Here is a 19,493-nt window from a genome sequence, read left to right as displayed (position 1 = left end):
GCTCCGCGTCCCATCAAGAGCCGAACGCGGAGCGTCCGTTGAGGCATTCCCACGCAGAGCGTGGGAACGATCACCGAAGAAATAACCCCGCCGCCGCTTGCGCGGCCACCTCCTGCTCACTAACGTAGCGCCTTTACTGACGCTACCCCCCGCAGGAGCTTTGCCATGGCCTCGCCAGCCCTTACACTTTTTCTTCCCCGGTTCGGCGTTGCCGCAGCAGTGGCCGGTGTTTTGAGCCTGACCGGTTGTCAGACCTGGAACACCCAGAACACCCTCCCGCCGACCATCGGCGTGCAACCGCTCAAGGGCCTGGCGCAGAACGTTTCGGTACGCCGCAATGCCATGGGCATGCCGCTGATCGAAAGCAACACCTTCCACGACGCGCTGTTCGCCCTCGGTTATGTCCACGCCACCGACCGCATCACGCAAATGGTCACGTTGCGCCTGTTGGCTCAGGGTCGTTTGTCGGAGATGTCCGGTTCGGACCTGCTCGACGCTGACCGCTACATGCGTGCCGTCAATCTGAAGAAAAGCGCCGGCGAGCTGTACAAGGCGTCTTCGCCGCGCCTCAAACGCTTCTTCGAAGTCTATGCACGCGGCGTCAACGCCTACCTGTTCCGTTATCGCGACAAGCTGCCGGCGGACCTCGCGGCCACCGGCTACAAGCCTGAATACTGGAAGCCGGAAGACTCGGCGCTGATTTTCTGCCTGCTGAATTTCAGTCAATCGGCCAACCTGCCGGAAGAAATCTCCTCGCTGATGCTGGCCCAGACCGTCAGCAACGACAAACTCCCGTGGCTGACCCCGTCCGCCCCCGATGAAAAACTGCCGCTGGCCGAAGCTGAAAAACTTCAGGGCATCAAGCTCAACGGGCAAATCCCGGGGCTGGCCGAGATCAGCAAAGCCACGAGCCAACTGTCCGATCTGAATCTGCTGGGCGCCACCTCATCGAACAACTGGGCGATCGGCCCGCAACGCAGCCGCAGCGGCAAAAGCCTGCTGGCCAGCGATAGCCATGGCCCCTTGGGCGTGCCGTCGTTGTTCAATTACGTGCAGATCCGCGCGCCCAAGTATCAGGCATCTGGCGTAACCGTTGCCGGTTTGCCGATGGTCCTCGGCGGTTTCAACGGCAAAGTGGCGTGGAGCATGACCACTGTCATGGGCGACAACCAGGACCTGTTCCTGGAAAAAATCAAACGCCAGGGCAACGGACTTTCCTACGAGGTGGGTGGCAAATGGCAACCGGCGATCGTGCGCAACGAAACCTACTTCGTCAAAGGCCAGCGGCCGATTCGCGAAGTGGTGTACGAAACCCGCCATGGCCCGCTGCTCAATAGCGCCCAAGGCACGACGCTGGCCAACGGTTTCGGCCTGGCCTTGCAGACGCCGAACTTCACCGATGACAAGACCCTGGACGCGTTTTTCGACCTGTCCCGCGCCCAGACCGTCGAGAAAGCCTCGGACGCCAGCCGCGAAATCCGCGCCATCGCGCTGAACCTGGTATTTGCCGACGCCAGCAACATCGGTTGGCAAGTCACCGGGCGCTTCCCGAACCGTCGCGAAGGCGAAGGCCTGCTGCCGTCGCCGGGCTGGGAAGGTCGTTACGATTGGGATGGTTACGCCGACCCGATGCTCCATCCCTATGACCAGGATCCGGCCCAAGGCTGGCTCGGCACCGCCAACCAGCGAGTCATTCCGCATGGCTACGGCATGCAACTGTCCAACTCCTGGTCGGCGCCGGAGCGTGGCGAACGCCTGGCCGAACTGGCGGGCGTGGGCAAACATGACACACGCAGCCTGATCGCCATGCAGTACGACCAGACCACCACTTTCGCGGCCAAGCTGAAGAAAATGTTCGAAGCACCGGGCATGGCCAAACCACTCAAGCAGGCCATTGAAGCGTTGCCTGAGGCGGACCGTGGCAAGGCTCGCGAGGCGTACACCCGCCTGATGGCCTTCGACGGCAAACTCAGCCCGACCTCCGCTGATGCAGCTATTTATGAGTTGTTCCTGCAGCAAAGTACCCAGCAAATCTTCCTCGACGAACTGGGCCCGGAAAGCAGCCCGGCGTGGAAAGCCTTTATCGCCAACGGCAAGTTGTCCTATGCGGCCCAGGCCGATCACCTGCTGGGGCGTGAGGACAGTCCGTTCTGGGATGACGCTCGCACACCGCAAAAAGAAGACAAACCGGCGATCCTCGCCCGCAGCCTGGCGGCCGCGATCAGCGCGGGCGACAGTCAGTTGGGCGGCGACCACAAAACCTGGCAATGGGGCAAACTGCACCGCTACGAATGGAAAAACGCCAGCGGCCAGACGGTGCGCGGGCCACTGGCGGCCGGTGGCGACCACACCACACTGAATACCGCAGCATTCGCCTGGGGCCAGGATTTCACCACCACCCTGGCGCCCGCCATGCGCTTTATCGTCGACTTCAGCCAGGCGGAACCGCTGATGGGGCAGAACGGAACCGGGCAATCCGGTAATCCGGCGAGCCACAACTACCTCGACAGCATTGATCCGTGGCTGAAAGGGCAATACATGAGCTTGCCGATGCAGCCGCAGAACTTTGACAAGGTGTACGGCAACAAGCGGTTGACCCTGACACCTGGCAAGTAACCCCGCCTCCACCTGACCGCTTGATCGTTCCCACGCTCCGCGTGGGAATGCAGCCAGGGACGCTCCGCGTCACTGGACGCGGAGCGTCCCTTGAGGCGTTCCCACGCAGAGCGTGGGAACGATCTTGAATTCCCGAAAAAAAAATAGAACTTCTCGTCTCGCGCAAACCTCCTAGCTAACAGGCCTATTCATTCTGGTAACAACATGGATCTTGTTATCGCGCGTCCTGAAGGTTTGTACTGCCCGGTCGGGGATTTCTACATCGACCCGTGGCGTCCGGTCGAACGTTCAGTCATCACCCACGCTCACGGCGACCATGCCCGCATCGGCAACCGGCATTATCTGGCGGCCGCTCCCGGCGAAGGGATTTTGCGGGCGCGACTGGGCCAGGGCATCAACCTGCAAACCCTGCCTTACGGTCAACCCCTGACCCACCATGGCGTCACTTTGAGTTTTCACCCCGCCGGGCATGTCCTCGGCTCGGCACAGGTGCGCCTGGAATATCGCGGCGAAGTCTGGGTCGCCTCGGGCGACTACAAGGTCGAACCCGACGGCACTTGCGCGCCGTTCGAGCCCGTGCGCTGCAATACCTTCATCACTGAATCGACCTTCGGTCTGCCGATTTATCGCTGGCAACCCCAGACGCAGGTTTTTGCCGAGATCAATCAGTGGTGGCAAGCCAACGCCGCCGACGACAAAACCAGCGTGCTGTTCTGCTATGCGTTCGGCAAGGCGCAGCGAATTCTCCACGGCATCGACGCCAGCCTCGGCCCCATTCTGGTGCATGGTGCCGTGGAACCGCTCAATCAGGTTTATCGCGCAGGTGGCATTTACTTACCGCCCACGATCCATGCCGGCGAAGTACAAAAGAGCGACCCCCTGATGCGCAAGGCGCTGGTCCTGGCCCCGCCTTCGGCTGGCGGCAGCACCTGGATGCGGCGCTTCGGCGACTACAGCGATGGTTTTGCCAGCGGCTGGATGCGTTTGCGCGGCACTCGGCGGCGACGTGGTGTGGATCGTGGCTTCGTACTGTCTGACCACGCCGACTGGCCGGGCCTGCTCTGGGCCATCGAACAGACCGGTGCCGAGCGCGTGAGAGTGACCCACGGTTCGGTTGGGGTACTGGTGCGCTATCTGCGCGAACAAGGTCTTGATGCCATGAGCTTCAGCACCGAGTACGGCGACGATGAGGACGAAAACGCAGCCTTCGAACCCGAGAGCGCCGAGGTGCTGCCATGAAGGCCTTCGCCGATTTGTATGCCGAACTCGATGCCACCACCTCGAGCAACGCCAAACTGGCGGCGATGCAACACTACTTCGCCGAAGCCGCGCCGGAAGATGCCGCATGGGCTGTTTACTTTTTGTCCGGCGGGCGTCCTCGGCAACTGGTGCCGGTACGCATCCTGCGAGAGTTGGCGGTGGAAATCTCCGGCCTTTCGCCGTGGCTGTTCGAAGAAAGTTATCAAGCGGTCGGTGATCTGGCGGAAACCATTTCGCTGGTAATGCCCGGAGCGCTTCACAGTTCCAACGATGGATTAGCGGTCTGGATTGAACACAAACTGCTGCCGCTACGCGGTGAAACCCCGCAAGTCCTCGCCGAGCGACTGCCGGCCTTGTGGTCGCAACTGGACCGCCAGAGCCTGATGCTCTGCATCAAACTGATCACCGGCAGTTTCCGTGTCGGCGTTTCCAAGTTACTGGTCACCCGCGCCTTGGCGGCCATGGCCGGGCTCGACAGCAAACGCGTCGCCCAACGTCTGGTGGGTTACACCGACCTGTCCAACCGCCCGAGCGCGTCCGGTTATTTGAAGTTGATCGCTGCCGAATCGTCTGCCGAACATGCCCAACGGGGCGGTCAGCCCTACCCGTTTTTCCTCGCTCACGCGCTATCACAACCCGTTGAACAATTCGAAGCCCTGCTCGGCCCGGCCAGCGATTGGCAAGTGGAATGGAAGTGGGATGGCATTCGCGCCCAGGTGGTCAAACGCGACGGGCGACTGTGGATCTGGTCGCGAGGTGAAGAGCTGGTCACCGAGCGCTTCCCCGAACTCGATAGCCTGGTTCACTGCTTGCCCGACGGCACGGTAATCGACGGTGAAATCGTCGCCTGGAAAACCGACCAAATCACCACCGAGGACGCCTTCAACTATTCCCCGGCTGCACCCGCGGTAAAGCCTTTCGCGCTGCTGCAACAGCGGATCGGTCGTAAAACCCTGGACAAAAAAATCCTCGAAGAAGTGCCGGTGGTGATCCTCGCCTACGACTTGCTGGAGTGGCAGGGTGTAGACTGGCGCAACCAGCCTCAGTCCCGGCGTCGCACACAACTGGAACATGTCGTCGCCAGCGGCAACAACCCGGTGTTACTCCTTTCCCCCTTGCTCACCGGAGAAGACTGGTTCGACCTCGCCCGACAGCGGCAAGCCTCCCGCAAGCTTGGTGTCGAAGGCATGATGCTCAAGGCCCGGGATGCGCTGTATGGCGTCGGGCGGACCAAGGACATGGGCGTCTGGTGGAAATGGAAAGTCGACCCCTTCAGCGTCGACGCGGTGCTGATTTATGCGCAACGCGGCCATGGTCGCCGCGCCAGTCTCTACAGCGATTACACCTTCGCCGTGTGGGACGGGCCGCCTGGCGCGAGCCAACGCGCACTGGTGCCGTTCGCCAAGGCGTATTCGGGGCTGACCGACGAAGAAATGCGCCAGGTCGACAGTATCGTGCGCAAGACCACCGTAGAGAAATTCGGGCCGGTGAGCAGTGTCACACCGAGCCTGGTGTTTGAACTGGGATTCGAGGGCATCGCCCTGTCCAGGCGACACAAGAGCGGGATTGCGGTGCGGTTCCCGAGGATGTTGCGTTGGCGGCAGGATAAGTCGGTCGAGGAAGCGGACAATTTGGGAACGTTGCAGGATTTACTCAGCTGATCCGACCCCTTGTGGGAGCGAGCCTGCTCGCGATAGCGGTGTGTCAGTTAACAATTTTTCGACTGACACTCCCTCATCGCGAGCAGGCTCGCTCCCACAGGGTTTTGTGGTGATCCTATCGATGTTGGTGCATCAAATTCTCACCGCCCGTTTTCGTGCACAAATCCCTCCTTGCCATTTCTTGAATCACCTTTTAAAACACTTGTTCGGGACTCTGGTTCGGAAATTGCTACTTTCATAGGGTCTTACGCTTTCCAGTAACAATAATTCTGCGCCACAAGCGCTCATATTGGTTTTTAGGGATTGAATAATGAAAAAAGCATTGCTGACCCTTTCTGCACTGGCGTTGTGCATGGCAGCCGGTTCCGCGCTGGCCAAGGAATACAAGGAATTGCGTTTTGGCGTTGATCCTTCCTACGCTCCGTTTGAGTCAAAAGCGGCTGACGGTAACCTGGTAGGTTTCGACATCGACCTGGGTAACGCGATCTGCGCCGAGCTGAAGGTCAAGTGCAAATGGGTCGAAAGTGATTTCGATGGCATGATTCCGGGCTTGAAGGCCAATAAATTCGACGGTGTGATCTCTTCGATGACCGTCACCCCGGCCCGCGAAAAAGTCATCGACTTCTCCGACGAGCTGTTCTCCGGCCCAACCGCCTACGTGTTCAAGAAAGGTTCCGGCCTGACCGCAGACGTCGCTTCGCTGAAGGGCAAGACCGTCGGCTATGAGCAAGGCACCATTCAGGAAGCCTACGCTAAAGCCGTGCTGGACAAGGCCGGGGTGAAAACCCAGGCCTATCAGAACCAGGATCAGGTGTATTCGGACCTGACTTCCGGTCGCCTCGACGCGGCGATCCAGGACATGCTGCAAGCTGAACTGGGCTTTTTGAAGTCGCCAAAAGGCGAAGGCTACGAAGTCAGCAAGCCGGTCGACAGCGAATTGCTGCCGTCCAAAACAGCTATCGGTATCTCTAAAGGTAACAAAGACCTCAAAGACCTTTTGAATAAAGGTATCAAAGCGTTACACGAAGATGGCACCTACGCCACCATTCAGAAGAAACACTTTGGCGATCTGAATCTGTACAGCGGCAAATGATGCCCGGCGCCCATCTTGCGATGGGCGCTTTTTTCTTCCGATCAGGTTGCTGATTTATGTTCGAAAACCTATTACAAAACCTGGGGCTCTCCGCCTTCAGCCTCCACGGCTTCGGCCCGTTGCTGATGGAAGGCACCTGGATGACCATCAAATTGTCGGTGTTGTCGCTGTTGGTGGCCGTTTTGCTCGGCTTGCTCGGCGCCAGCGCCAAGCTGTCAAAAGTCAAACTGGTGCGCATACCGGCCCAGCTCTACACCACACTGATTCGCGGTGTGCCGGACCTGGTGCTGATGCTGTTGATCTTCTACAGCCTGCAAACCTGGCTGACGTCGTTTACCGATTTCATGGAATGGGAATACATCGAGATCAACCCGTTCAGCGCTGGGGTTATCACCCTGGGCTTCATTTATGGCGCGTATTTCACCGAAACCTTCCGTGGCGCGATTCTCGCGGTCCCACGGGGCCAGGTCGAAGCGGCAACCGCGTATGGCCTCAAGCGCGGCCAGCGTTTCTGGATCGTGGTGTTCCCGCAGATGATGCGTTTTGCCCTGCCGGGTATCGGTAACAACTGGATGGTGATGCTCAAGGCCACAGCCCTGGTCTCTATCATCGGCCTGGCCGATCTGGTCAAGGCGGCGCAGGATGCCGGCAAAAGCACTTATCAACTGTTCTACTTCCTGGTGCTTGCAGCACTGATTTATCTGGTGATCACCAGTGCCTCCAACTTCGTCCTGCGCTGGCTCGAACGCCGCTACGCCGCCGGTTCCCGGGAGGCCGTACGATGATCGAGCTCTTGCAGGAATACTGGAAACCTTTCCTTTATACCGACGGCTACAACATCACCGGCCTGGCCATGACCATGTGGCTGCTCAGCGCGTCGATCTTCATCGGTTTCGTGGTGTCGGTCCCGCTGTCCATCGCCCGGGTTTCGCCGCACTTCTACATCCGCTGGCCGGTTCAGTTCTTCACCTATCTGTTCCGGGGTACGCCGCTCTATATTCAGCTGCTGATCTGCTACACCGGGATTTACAGTCTGGCTGCCGTGCGCGCCCAACCTGTGCTTGATGCGTTCTTTCGCGATGCGATGAACTGCACGATCCTGGCTTTCGCCCTGAACACCTGTGCCTACACCACGGAGATTTTCGCCGGGGCGATTCGCAGCATGGCGCATGGTGAAGTGGAAGCGGCCAAGGCTTACGGTCTGACAGGCTGGAAGCTTTATGCCTACGTGATCATGCCTTCGGCCCTGCGTCGTTCGTTGCCTTATTACAGCAACGAAGTAATTTTGATGCTGCACTCGACCACCGTGGCATTCACCGCGACCATCCCGGACGTATTGAAAGTCGCGCGGGACGCCAACTCGGCGACCTTCCTGACCTTCCAGTCGTTCGGCATCGCCGCGCTGATCTACCTGACCGTTACCTTTGCGCTGGTCGGCCTGTTCCGCCTCGCCGAACGCCGATGGCTGGCCTTCCTCGGGCCGACCCACTAGGACCCGCTTTAGGGATAAAGAGACATGCGCCACCAGATTCATGACTTGCTGGCCCCGCTGCCGGGGACCGCTCGACAGATTCACAGCTTTCACTTCGGCCCCTCATCGGCCAAAGGCAAGATTTACATCCAGTCATCCCTGCATGCCGACGAAATGCCCGGCATGCTGGTTGCCTGGCACCTCAAGCAACGTCTGGCGGAACTCGAAGCCGCCGGCCGTCTGCGCAGCGAAATCGTGCTGGTGCCGGTGGCCAATCCGGTTGGCCTCGAACAAATACTGATGGATGTACCGCTGGGCCGTTACGACCTCGAAAGCGGGCAGAACTTCAATCGCTGGTTCGTCGACCTGAGCGAAGCCGTCGGCAACGAGATCGAAGGCCGGCTCGGCGACGATCCGCAGCGCAACCTCGAACTGATTCGCAGCAGCCTGCGCAATGCCCTCGCCCGACAGACCGCCAGCACGCAACTGCAATCCCAGCGCCTGGTTCTGCAACGGCTAGCCTGCGATGCCGACATGGTGCTGGACCTGCATTGCGATTTCGAAGCGGTCGCGCACCTTTACACCACGCCCGAGGCCTGGCCGCAGGTCGAGCCATTGGCGCGTTATATCGGTGCCGAAGCCAGCCTGCTGGCCACCGACTCCGGCGGTCAGTCGTTCGATGAATGTTTCACCCTGCTCTGGTGGCAGTTGAAGGAACGCTTCGGCGAACACTTCGATATTCCGCTGGGCAGTTTTTCGGTCACCGTCGAATTGCGCGGCCAGGGTGACGTCAATCACCCGCTGGCCAGCCTCGATTGCCAGGCGCTGATCAATTACCTGACTCACTTCGGCGCCATTGCCGGCGAACCTGCTTCGCTGCCTGAACTGCCCTACCCGGCTACGCCGCTAGCCGGCGTTGAACCGGTAGCGACACCGGTCGGCGGGCTGCTGGTGTTCACCGCGCTACCCGGGGAATACCTCGAAGCCGGGCAACTGATCGCTGAAATCATCGACCCGATCCTTGACCGCGTCACCCCCGTTCATTGCACCGTCGCCGGGTTGATGTACGCCCGCTCGCTACGGCGCATGGCCACTGCTGGCATGGTGATCGCCCACATTGCGGGCACCGAAGCCTATCGCAGTGGCTACCTACTTTCGCCTTGAGGATGCATGCCCCATGTACAAACTGACCATTGAAGGCCTGCATAAAAGCTATGGCGAACATCAAGTACTCAAAGGCGTTTCGCTCAAGGCCAACACCGGCGACGTCATCAGCCTGATCGGCGCCAGCGGCTCGGGCAAAAGTACCTTCCTGCGCTGCATCAACTTTCTCGAACAGCCCAATGACGGCGCCATGAGCCTGGACGGCCAGAACATCCGCATGATCAAGGATCGCCACGGTATGCACGTGGCCGATGCCAATGAACTGCAACGGATCCGCACCCGCCTGGCCATGGTGTTCCAGCACTTCAACCTGTGGAGCCACATGACGGTGCTGGAAAACATCACCATGGCCCCGCGCCGGGTGCTGGGGTGCAGCAAGCAGGAAGCCGAAGACCGTGCCCGACGCTATCTCGACAAAGTGGGCCTGGCCTCGCGCGTGGCGGATCAATACCCGGCGTTTCTTTCCGGAGGTCAGCAGCAACGCGTGGCGATTGCCCGGGCACTCGCCATGGAGCCGGAAGTGATGCTGTTCGACGAACCCACCTCGGCCCTCGATCCCGAACTGGTGGGTGAGGTGCTCAGGGTGATCCAGGGCCTGGCCGAAGAAGGCCGAACCATGATCATGGTGACCCACGAAATGAGCTTCGCCCGCAAGGTCTCGAATCAGGTGCTGTTCCTGCACCAGGGGTTGGTGGAGGAAGAAGGTACACCGGAAGACGTATTGGGCAATCCGAAGAGTGAGCGGTTGAAGCAGTTCCTGAGCGGCAACCTCAAGTAACCCCCACCACCCGTAGGAGCAAAGCTTGCTCGCGATGAACGATAACTCGGTCGTTAATAGACCGCGTCGCGTTCATCGCGAGCAAGCTTTGCTCCTACACGCGTTTTGGTATCAGGCAACGGGCGCAGGAGGCGGCTCATCCGGCAAGGTAGGCTCACCGGGCTCGGTGGGTTGTTCGTTGGGGGTATCGGGATCAGGCTGACCGGGGATACCCCCTGCCATGTCGATAGGTGGATGTGCCAACAAGGACCAGGCCAAAACGCCAACCTGATTGGGCTCAAGCCTTGCCAGTTCGGCACTTATTCGCGGATCGATCTTCATAAAGCACTCCTGAGCGATGGCCCCGTCCGCGTTGCGCGAACCGGGCAGTACACCCCATAGAGTGTCTACCCGCTCAAGAATTCCCACGATTTGCCAGACGAACGGATCAGGTGCGCGGCAGGGTGACGCCGCGCTGGCCCTGATACTTGCCGCCACGGTCCTTGTAGGACACTTCGCACTCTTCGTCGGATTCGAAGAACAGCATCTGAGCCACACCTTCGTTGGCGTAGATTTTTGCCGGCAGCGTGGTGGTGTTGGAGAATTCCAGGGTCACGTGGCCTTCCCACTCAGGCTCAAGCGGCGTCACGTTGACGATAATGCCGCAACGCGCGTAGGTGCTTTTACCCAGGCAGATCGTCAGCACATTGCGCGGAATACGGAAGAATTCCACGGTGCGTGCCAAGGCAAAGGAGTTCGGCGGAATGATGCAGACATCGCTCTTGACGTCGACGAAGCTCTTCTCGTCGAAGTTCTTCGGATCAACGGTCGCCGAATTGATGTTGGTGAACACTTTGAATTCATCGGCGCAGCGTACGTCGTAGCCATAGCTCGACACGCCGTAGGAAATCACTCGGTCGGCGCCTTCGCCGCGCATCTGGCGCTCTACGAAGGGCTCGATCATGCCGTGCTCTTGCGCCATGCGGCGAATCCACTTGTCCGATTTGATGCTCATGGCGGGTGTCCTGAATAGCGAGGTGGAAAAAATCTGTCCGGCATCTTACCGGGCGCACGCTTCGGGTTCAAAGTCCGAGGCACAAACTTTGCCGATACCCCCGTAATTTCCGGCCCTTGCGGGTAAACCGGCGGACCGTCAGTCACGAAAACAGAGAAACCTTTGCAGGAAGCATTGGCACGTTCCGGAAAAAGGGTTAAGGTGGCGCCACTGTGCTGCTTGTGTCACTGAGAATCTCTACACGATATGTTGAATTTCGATCCAACCATCTACAAGAATTTTTCCTGCTCTTTGCACTCAGTCTCGGCCAGGGTTCTTCCTGCGTCGCAGTTATCTTTGTTCAAGGAGTTACACCATGTCTAATCGCCAAACTGGTACCGTTAAGTGGTTCAACGATGAAAAAGGCTTCGGCTTCATCACTCCACAATCCGGTGACGACCTGTTCGTTCACTTCAAAGCTATCCAATCCGACGGCTTCAAAAGCCTGAAAGAAGGCCAACAGGTTTCTTTCATCGCTACCCGCGGTCAGAAAGGCATGCAAGCTGAAGAAGTTCAAGTTATCTAACTTGTACTTGCTTTAGTAAAAAGCCCCGCCCTCAAAGCGGGGCTTTTTTGTGCCTGTCTGTTTTGCAGGCAAAAAAAATCGCAGCCCATGGCTGCGATTTTTTGCGTCTTACCAAGTCACGCCAAACCCGGCGGTGTAGCGGGTCTTGTTCAAATCCGCATCGTCGGTGCCGCTGATGATATCTCGCTCGGCCTTCAGGTTAAGCGACGCCCACTCAGTCACCTTGTAGCGCAAGCCCAGCTCGGCATCGAGCGCGTAATCTGCCACGCCCGACAACGGCTTGCCCACTTCGCCATTGGTGAAGAATTCCACCTGCTTGCCGATCAGGTAGCGGTTGTAATCCCATTTCATCGCCAGGGAGTAGAAGTTTTCCTTGCTGCCATCGCTGAACTCATAGTCGGTGCGGTTGAGCAGCGAGCCTAGCGAGAATGCGCCCAGTTCGTTATCCCAGAACTGGTAACCCGGACCGGTACCGACGGTGCGCTGACGAGAGAGCTCTTCGACCTTGTCACGTTTATAGACTGCGCGCCCCTGCCAGAACCATTTTTCGGTCAGGAAGCGATCGAGCGAGTATTCGCCGCGCCAGTTGTCGGTAGTGACCACGTCATCCTGAAATTCGCGGTTGTACTCGCCTTCAGCGGTATGTCGCCATCTGCCATGACGCGCACTGGTCTTGAAGTCGATATCGTAATCGTCGGTGTCTTTCTCGGCTCGCTGATAATCCAGCGCGGCATCGACATGCCCCTTCCACACCAAATCCTCAACGACAGGCTTGGGCTTGAGAATCTGCTGAATGCTTGCCAGTTCCACCGTCTTGGGAGTGTCACCATTGGCCAGGGTGACCTTGCCGTCTTCTGCCGCATGCAGTGCCTTGGCTTTTTCACCATTGTAGGCGTCCTGCTTGACCAGCAACTGTTGATCGCTTTCCAGGGTTTTGACCTGCTTCCAGTCGATCGGGACGGCACCGGCGTATTCGGTCTGGATCAACAGCTTGCCGCCATCGAAAACGACGATCTTGCCGCTCAGCTTGTCACCGTTCTTCAACCAGACAGTATCGGCGAGCAAGGGTGTGGAGGCACTGACGACAGCGAGGCACAGCAGGGTTCTGGACAACATAAGCAAATACAGGCTCAAGTTTGCGAAAAAAAGTCGGCATTATCCATACGAATAAGACCCTAGCAAGGACTGACCCAACTATTTCTAATGAGTTCATTTCTCAATAGGTGATCCAGGATTTACTCTACAGACGGTAAAGCGAACTTTTTTCAGGAACTGCCGATGTGACCGACTCACTCACTGCTACCGATAGTCCGGCGCAAATCCGACGCACGGCGTTGTACCTGACTCTGGCGCAAGTCCCCGAGGGCAAAGTTGTCAGTTATGGTCAGCTCGCCGAGTTGGCGGGACTGGGTCGCGCCGCCCGCTTCGTCGGGCGAACGCTGAGCCAACTGCCGGGCGACAGCAAATTACCCTGGCACCGCGTGCTCGGCGCCGGCGGACGTATCAGCTTGCCTGCCGGCAGCCCTTCGGGGGATGAACAACGCGCGCGTTTGCGCATGGAGGGCATCAGTATCCTGAACAATCGTGTTGATATTCAGCGCCATGGCTGGCGCCCGGTAGAGCACAGCGGTTAGAGTGCGCGCTTTGTTTCCGTATTTCTTGAGGCAGACTCCAGCCCATGCCCCGTAAAACCTGGCGCGCCGCGCTCGCCGCCTATGCCAGCCCTTCGACGCTTGTACTGTTGCTGCTTGGTTTCGCCGCCGGCCTGCCCTACATGCTGGTGTTTTCGACACTTTCAGTCTGGCTGCGTGAAGCCGGTGTGGCTCGCGAAACCATTGGCTATGCAAGCCTCATCGGCCTGGCCTACGCCTTTAAATGGGTCTGGTCACCGCTGCTCGACCAATGGCGCCTGCCATTGCTCGGCAAGCTCGGTCGCCGACGTTCCTGGCTGGTACTTTCACAGGCACTGGTCATTCTCGGCCTGATCGGGATGGGTTTCTGCGACCCGCAAAAGCATTTGTCGTGGCTGATCGCTATTGCTGTAGTTGTCGCCTTCGCTTCGGCGACGCAAGACATCGCGGTCGACGCCTATCGCCTGGAAATCGCCGACGACACTCGTCAGGCCGCCCTCGCCGCCAGTTACATGTCCGGTTATCGGATCGCCGCGCTGCTGGCCACCGCTGGCGCCCTGTTCTTCGCTGAAGGCTTCGGCTCTACCGGTTTCAACTATAAGCATTCGGCATGGGCCGGCACCTACATCCTGTTCGGTGCCTTGATGGTTCCGGCACTGCTCACGTCCTTTTTCATGCGCGAACCGCCGGTGCCGCTGCGCACCCAGCTTCAGGCCGGGCGCTACAGCTTTGTGCATCAACTGGCATCGGTGTTTGTGCTGATCGTGCTGTTGGTTTCCGTGCCGGCCATGTTCACTCAGTTGTACAACACCGATTTCGCCAGCGTGCTGTTCGACGGTGTGAGCGTGCTCGACCTGCTGCTCGAAGACCGCGCATTCCTGCGGGCGATCCTCTACACCACGCTCACCGCCATGTGCCTGTCGGCCATTGGCCGCCGTGGCCTGGCGCCGGTGCTGACGCCGATCAACGACTTCATTCTGCGCTACCGCTGGCAAGCGTTCCTGTTGCTTGGACTAATCGCCACCTATCGGATGTCCGATACGGTCATGGGCGTGATGGCGAATGTGTTCTACATCGACCAGGGCTTCACCAAGGACCAGATTGCCAGCGTCAGCAAGATCTTTGGCCTGATCATGACGCTGGTCGGTGCCGGCATGGGCGGCCTGCTGATTGTGCGCTTCGGTATCTTGCCGATTCTGCTCATCGGCGGCATTGCATCAGCCGGCACCAACCTGCTGTTCCTGATGCTCGCCGACATGGGCGCCAACCTGAACATGCTGATCGCCACCATTTCCCTGGATAACTTCAGCTCGGGCCTGGCGACCTCAGCGTTTGTCGCCTACCTGTCGAGCCTGACCAACCTGAAGTTCTCCGCGACCCAGTACGCCCTGCTCAGCTCGATCATGCTCTTGCTGCCACGCCTGATCGGCGGCTACTCGGGGGTCATGGTGGAGAAATTCGGTTATCACGATTTTTTCCTGATCACCGCCCTGCTCGGCGTTCCGACACTATTGCTGATTGCCCTGCACTGGTTCCAGGAGAGCCGCCGTGAAGGCCCGACCCCCACGCCGGAACCGATTCCGACTCAGGTGGCGGAAGAGTCGTAGGCTCTATACGTAGGAAGCATCACCGAGGGCTGAGTGATTCTCGCCCTCCTGCCACACAGCCGACCGCACGCCTGTACGCCAGCGGATCTCGCCCGTACAATGCCCGTCATTTCTCGTCATCAGCAACCGACAACGGCCAACCATGCGCACCAGTCAATTTTTGCTCGCCACACAGAAAGAAACGCCTTCCGATGCGGTCGTGATCAGCCATCAGCTGATGCTGCGCGCCGGCATGATCCGCAAACTCGCCTCGGGCCTGTACACCTGGCTGCCGATGGGCTTGCGAGTAATGCGCAAGGTCGAAGCCATCGTTCGTGAAGAAATGAACGCCGCGGGCTCTCTCGAAGTGTTGATGCCGAGCACCCAACCGGCTGAGCTGTGGCAAGAATCCGGTCGCTGGGAAGAGTACGGCCCTGAATTGTTGCGCTTCAAGGATCGCCATGGTCGCGATTTCTGCGCCGGCCCGACTCACGAAGAAGTCATCACTGACCTGATGCGCAACGAGTTGAGCAGCTACAAACAGCTGCCGATCAACCTGTACCAGATCCAGACCAAATTCCGTGACGAAATCCGCCCACGCTTCGGTTTGATGCGCGGCCGCGAATTCATCATGAAGGACGCCTACTCCTTCCACGCTGACCAGCCATCGCTGCAGATCACCTACGACCGCATGCACCAGGCGTATTGCAACGTGTTCACCCGCCTGGGCCTGAAATTCCGCCCGGTTGAAGCCGACAACGGCTCGATCGGCGGTGCCGGCTCCCACGAATTCCACGTGCTGGCCGAATCCGGCGAAGACGATATCGTCTTCAGCAACGGTTCCGACTACGCGGCGAACATCGAGAAAGCCGAAGCCGTGCCACGCGAGACTTCCCGCGCCGCGCCTGCCGAAGAGCTGCGCCTGGTCGACACGCCGAACTGCAAGACCATCGCGCAACTGGTCGAAGGCTTCAACCTGCCGATTGAAAAGACCATCAAGACCCTGGTGGTTCACGCTGAAGAGAAAGGCAAGCTGATTGCCCTGATCATCCGTGGCGACCACGAACTGAACGAAATCAAGGCCGGCAACCAGCCTGGCGTTGCCAGCCCACTGGTCATGGCCTCCGAAGCCGAACTGCGTGACGCCATTGGCGCCGGCGCCGGTTCCCTCGGTCCGTTGAACCTGCCGCTGCCAATCATCATCGACCGCTCCGTCGAGCTGATGAGCGACTTCGGCATCGGTGCCAACATTGATGACAAGCACTACTTCGGCGTGAACTGGGAGCGTGATCTGCCAGTTCCGACCGTTGCCGACCTGCGCAACGTGGTCGCTGGCGACCCAAGCCCGGATGGCAAGGGCACCCTGGAAATCAAACGCGGCATCGAAGTCGGGCACATCTTCCAGCTGGGCAACAAGTACAGCAAAGCGATGAAGTGCGAAGTGCTGGGCGAAAATGGCAAGCCGGTCACCCTGGAAATGGGTTGCTACGGCATCGGCGTTTCCCGCGTGGTGGCTGCGGCCATCGAGCAGAACAACGACGCCAACGGGATCATCTGGAGTGACACGCTGGCCCCGTTCCAGGTCGCGCTGGTACCGCTGCGCTATGAAACCGAACAGGTTCGCGAAGCCACCGACAAGCTGTATGCACAATTGACTGCCGCCGGCTTCGAAGTACTGCTGGACGATCGCGACAAGAAAACCAGCCCGGGCATCAAGTTCGCGGACATGGAGCTGATCGGCATTCCTCACCGGATCGTGGTCAGTGACCGCGGCCTCGCCGAAGGCAATCTTGAATACAAGAGCCGCACCGAGCCCGAAGCGCAAGCGCTGCCGGTGGCAGACGTGCTGTCCTTCCTTCAGTCCCGCATCCGCCGCTGACACCAGATAGAGAAGTCATGTTCAAGCGAAACACCTTAGGCCTCGGTGGTGCCGCCCTGTGCGGCGCCCTGCTGGTCAGCGGCTGTGCCAATCAAATGTCACAACGCAGCGAGCACGAGGAACGTGTCGAGCGTAAATTGCTCGATCACAGCCTGCAGATTGATGTCGGCGAGCCAAAGGTGCTTGAGTTGCCGCAACGTCGGGTGAAGATCCACGAGCAGAAGACTTTCGAAGTCACCGAATTCGAAGTCACACGCCACTACGACCGCTACACGCCGTACCAACCCTGGCGGGAGGCTTACGAGATCCCGCTGGGTGCGGTGGCCGTGGTGGCCGGTGTCGGTGCGAACGTGGTCAACGTGTTCGCCCTCGGCAACCTGCCGGACAGCGTGACGAAAGACTGGTTGAGCTACGGTTTCGCCGGGCTCAACCCGTTCATGAACGTACAGTCTCATGGTCGCGCGCAACAGAACCTGGCGGGAATCGACGAGGTCCAGCTCGACAAGCGCACCGAATACTCGAGCCTGCCATGGAGCGAGCGTCCGGTTGAGGTCAAGGCCGGCAAGGAAACGTTCGAGATGAGCACCGACAAAAACGGTGTATTGCGCGTGAACCTGCTGGACAGCCCGTTTGCCGAACACGACATCAATCATTTGAGCCGGTTGCTGATCAGTGTCCAGGATGCACAGGACGACGTGCACACCAATTCGGCCCTGGCGGTCAGTAGCTCCTTGCGCGGCAAGTTGCTCGAAGCTCACGGGCTGATTTACGACGACCTCGAAGATGACGAAGTGAGCCAGTGGGTACACAGGGTCAAACGTTTGTCGGAACTGGGGCTGGAAGAAGAAGCCACCGAACTGGAACAAAGCCTGATCGAACTGACGCGCAACGATCCTGAATTGCAGACCGAATTCCTCAAGTCGTTGACCAAGGATGCCGGGCGACTGGTAGCGGATCCGGGACCGAATTAAGATCTAAAAGCATCGCGAGCAGGCTCGCTCCCACAGGTACTGCATCGTCCCTGTGGGAGCGAACCTGCTCGCGATGAGGCCCTCATATTCATTGCAAAACCTACCGTTCAAACAACTCCATCTGTTCAAAACCGCCTCGCAAATCCTCCAGCCGCACCCCAATCCCCAGCAACCGCACCGGTTTCCCGCCGCGATTGAACGCCTGGGTCAGCAACAACTGATAGCTGCCCAAATCCCGCCCTGCCCCGGCCTGCTCCAGAGTGGTCTGGGTGAAGTCATGGAATTTCACTTTGACGAACGGCTTGCCCGGCCGATAGCTGCTGTCGATTCGCGCCATGCGGCCGGCCAGGGTTTCCAGTAATTCGGGTAATTTATCGAGGCAGCTCACCAGATCCGGCAAATCCACGTCGTAGGTGTTTTCGACACTGATTGACTGCCGACGACTGTCGTTGTGCACCAACCGGTCATCGATCCCACGGGCCAGGCTCCAGAGTCGCTCACCGAAGCTGCCGAATTCGCGCACTAGCGCCAACTTGTCCCATTCACGCAGATGGGAGCAGTCGACGATACCAAGCCGGCCTAATTTGTCTGCGGTCACTTTGCCAACGCCGTGCAGCTTGCTCACCGGCAAACCACTGACAAAATCCTCGACCTGATCCGGCGTAATGACGAACAAGCCGTTGGGCTTCTTCCAGTCGCTGGCGATCTTGGCCAGAAACTTGTTCGGCGCAACACCCGCCGAAACGGTGATGTGCAATTGATTAGAGACGCGACGACGAATGTCCTGGGCGATCCGTGTGGCGCTACCACCGAAATGCGCACTGTCAGACACGTCGAGGTAAGCCTCATCCAGGGAAAGCGGCTCGATCAAGTCGGTGTAATCGCGAAAGATCGTGTGTATTTCCTTAGAGGCTTCTCTATAGGCGTCCATGCGTGGCTTGACGATGGTCAGGTCCGGGCACAGCTTCAAGGCATGCCCGGACGACATGGCCGAGCGCACCCCATAAGCCCGCGCCTCATAATTGCAAGTGGCGATCACGCCACGTCGATCCGCAGAACCGCCCACCGCCAGAGGCTTTCCGGCCAGGCGCGGGTCGTCCCGCATCTCGATGGCGGCGTAGAAGCAGTCACAATCGACGTGGATGATTTTTCGCTGCGTCATATAAAAGCAGTGTTCATGGTGAAGAAACAGAGTATTGGCGAGTCAGATCGGCAGTATCTCACTGGCACCTGTATATAGCACCAGTAGTCTGAATGTTCTTTTCCAGCTGTAGGAAAAGCGTCGATGAATTTATTTTCTCAATCGCCAAGCTTCAACCGATAGAGCTGAAAGCCTTGCCATACCGACCTTACAGCCAATTACCCCGTCCTGTTTTCAAGCTAAGCGATTGAACAGGAAGAGGTTTTCTCTAGACTGAAGGTTGACAGCCTGCCGATCCTCTGTAGAATGCCGCCACACAGACGCGGGATGGAGCAGTCTGGTAGCTCGTCGGGCTCATAACCCGAAGGTCGTCGGTTCAAATCCGGCTCCCGCAACCAAACATCAAAAAAGGCTACTCGAAAGAGTGGCCTTTTTTGTGCGCGTCTCTTTTGTAAAACCAAGATAGAACGAGCGGTAACGGCTGACGCTGCAGGTTTGAGAAATCGTTCTGATTCCGCAACTTAACGCTCCCCCACGACCGTTCGCCGCTCATTTACGCTTATTTGACCCGATTCAGGATTAAAGATAGACACGCCGGCATTCGCCTGTAGAATGCCGCCACACAGACGCGGGATGGAGCAGTCTGGTAGCTCGTCGGGCTCATAACCCGAAGGTCGTCGGTT

General features: G+C 58.8%; 17 protein-coding genes and 2 tRNA genes (1 of these 19 running past the window's edge). 15 read left to right on the top strand and 4 right to left on the bottom strand.

Going from position 1 to position 19,493, the window contains the following annotated elements:
• Positions 1–165 precede the first annotated feature (165 nt).
• From AC3WP4_RS26650 to AC3WP4_RS26615, 8 genes are all read left to right on the top strand, one after another.
• A complete protein-coding gene (locus AC3WP4_RS26650; RefSeq protein ID WP_102615613.1) occupies positions 166–2,616 on the top strand; it encodes a penicillin acylase family protein in 2,451 nt (816 codons plus the stop codon).
• A gap of 204 nt (positions 2,617–2,820) precedes the next feature.
• Positions 2,821–3,855: a ligase-associated DNA damage response exonuclease gene (locus AC3WP4_RS26645; RefSeq protein ID WP_102615614.1), complete on the top strand. Its 1,035-nt coding sequence runs from the start codon at positions 2,821–2,823 to the stop codon at positions 3,853–3,855.
• Positions 3,852–5,537, top strand: a complete 1,686-nt coding sequence (locus AC3WP4_RS26640) for an ATP-dependent DNA ligase (RefSeq protein ID WP_102615615.1) — start codon at positions 3,852–3,854, stop codon at positions 5,535–5,537. The genes AC3WP4_RS26645 and AC3WP4_RS26640 overlap by 4 nt, the downstream gene beginning before the upstream one ends.
• Before the next feature lie 310 nt (positions 5,538–5,847).
• Positions 5,848–6,630, top strand: a complete 783-nt coding sequence (locus AC3WP4_RS26635) for a transporter substrate-binding domain-containing protein (RefSeq protein ID WP_076029963.1) — start codon at positions 5,848–5,850, stop codon at positions 6,628–6,630.
• A 56-nt stretch (positions 6,631–6,686) separates the two neighbouring features.
• On the top strand, positions 6,687–7,415 hold the full coding sequence (locus AC3WP4_RS26630) for an ABC transporter permease (RefSeq protein ID WP_074874094.1): 729 nt from the start codon (positions 6,687–6,689) through the stop codon (positions 7,413–7,415).
• Positions 7,412–8,122: an ABC transporter permease gene (locus tag AC3WP4_RS26625; RefSeq protein WP_074874093.1), complete on the top strand. Its 711-nt coding sequence runs from the start codon at positions 7,412–7,414 to the stop codon at positions 8,120–8,122. The genes AC3WP4_RS26630 and AC3WP4_RS26625 overlap by 4 nt, the downstream gene beginning before the upstream one ends.
• 24 nt (positions 8,123–8,146) lie before the next feature.
• On the top strand, positions 8,147–9,265 hold the full coding sequence (locus AC3WP4_RS26620; protein WP_074874092.1) for a succinylglutamate desuccinylase/aspartoacylase family protein: 1,119 nt from the start codon (positions 8,147–8,149) through the stop codon (positions 9,263–9,265).
• Between the two features lie 13 nt (positions 9,266–9,278).
• Positions 9,279–10,043 (top strand): ABC transporter ATP-binding protein, encoded by a 765-nt coding sequence (locus tag AC3WP4_RS26615; RefSeq protein ID WP_074874091.1) that lies wholly within the window; start codon positions 9,279–9,281, stop codon positions 10,041–10,043.
• 111 nt (positions 10,044–10,154) lie between these two features.
• On the opposite strand, the gene AC3WP4_RS26610 is transcribed toward AC3WP4_RS26615, so the two are convergent.
• Together AC3WP4_RS26610 and dcd are read right to left on the bottom strand one after the other, a co-directional pair.
• On the bottom strand, positions 10,155–10,364 hold the full coding sequence (locus tag AC3WP4_RS26610) for a hypothetical protein (RefSeq protein ID WP_074874090.1): 210 nt from the start codon (positions 10,362–10,364) through the stop codon (positions 10,155–10,157).
• A gap of 106 nt (positions 10,365–10,470) precedes the next feature.
• Positions 10,471–11,037, bottom strand: coding sequence for a dCTP deaminase (gene dcd, locus AC3WP4_RS26605; protein ID WP_074874089.1), 567 nt, complete (start codon positions 11,035–11,037; stop codon positions 10,471–10,473).
• Between the two features lie 355 nt (positions 11,038–11,392).
• Here dcd and AC3WP4_RS26600 point away from each other — a divergent pair, with 355 nt between their 5' ends.
• On the top strand, positions 11,393–11,602 hold the full coding sequence (locus AC3WP4_RS26600; RefSeq protein ID WP_002554837.1) for a cold-shock protein: 210 nt from the start codon (positions 11,393–11,395) through the stop codon (positions 11,600–11,602).
• Between the two features lie 108 nt (positions 11,603–11,710).
• Here the strand turns inward: AC3WP4_RS26600 and AC3WP4_RS26595 are convergent, their stop codons facing one another.
• Positions 11,711–12,718, bottom strand: a complete 1,008-nt coding sequence (locus AC3WP4_RS26595; RefSeq protein ID WP_102615616.1) for a DUF481 domain-containing protein — start codon at positions 12,716–12,718, stop codon at positions 11,711–11,713.
• Positions 12,719–12,882: 164 nt separating this feature from the next.
• Here AC3WP4_RS26595 and AC3WP4_RS26590 point away from each other — a divergent pair, with 164 nt between their 5' ends.
• The 4 genes from AC3WP4_RS26590 (at position 12,883) to AC3WP4_RS26575 (ending at position 17,669) form a co-directional block, all read left to right on the top strand.
• Positions 12,883–13,236 carry an MGMT family protein gene (locus tag AC3WP4_RS26590; protein WP_074874087.1) on the top strand — a complete coding sequence of 118 codons (354 nt, stop codon included), beginning with the start codon at positions 12,883–12,885 and terminating at the stop codon, positions 13,234–13,236.
• A 44-nt stretch (positions 13,237–13,280) separates the two neighbouring features.
• Positions 13,281–14,840 (top strand): AmpG family muropeptide MFS transporter, encoded by a 1,560-nt coding sequence (locus AC3WP4_RS26585; protein WP_074874086.1) that lies wholly within the window; start codon positions 13,281–13,283, stop codon positions 14,838–14,840.
• Positions 14,841–14,982: 142 nt separating this feature from the next.
• On the top strand, positions 14,983–16,698 hold the full coding sequence (locus AC3WP4_RS26580; protein ID WP_074874085.1) for a proline--tRNA ligase: 1,716 nt from the start codon (positions 14,983–14,985) through the stop codon (positions 16,696–16,698).
• Between the two features lie 17 nt (positions 16,699–16,715).
• On the top strand, positions 16,716–17,669 hold the full coding sequence (locus AC3WP4_RS26575) for a hypothetical protein (RefSeq protein WP_102615617.1): 954 nt from the start codon (positions 16,716–16,718) through the stop codon (positions 17,667–17,669).
• Between the two features lie 100 nt (positions 17,670–17,769).
• Here AC3WP4_RS26575 and dinB read toward each other — a convergent pair whose 3' ends face one another.
• Positions 17,770–18,831, bottom strand: coding sequence for a DNA polymerase IV (dinB, locus tag AC3WP4_RS26570; protein WP_008153950.1), 1,062 nt, complete (start codon positions 18,829–18,831; stop codon positions 17,770–17,772).
• A gap of 300 nt (positions 18,832–19,131) precedes the next feature.
• Between dinB and AC3WP4_RS26565 the strand changes: the two genes are divergently transcribed.
• Together AC3WP4_RS26565 and AC3WP4_RS26560 are read left to right on the top strand one after the other, a co-directional pair.
• A tRNA-Met gene (locus AC3WP4_RS26565) sits at positions 19,132–19,208 on the top strand.
• A 229-nt stretch (positions 19,209–19,437) separates the two neighbouring features.
• A tRNA-Met gene (locus tag AC3WP4_RS26560) sits at positions 19,438–19,493 on the top strand (it continues 121 nt past the right edge of the window).

The sequence above is a fragment of the Pseudomonas sp. FW305-20 genome (genome assembly GCF_058788075.1).
Note: the sequence above shows the minus strand (reverse complement) of the source record. Positions and strands in the feature narration are given on the sequence as shown.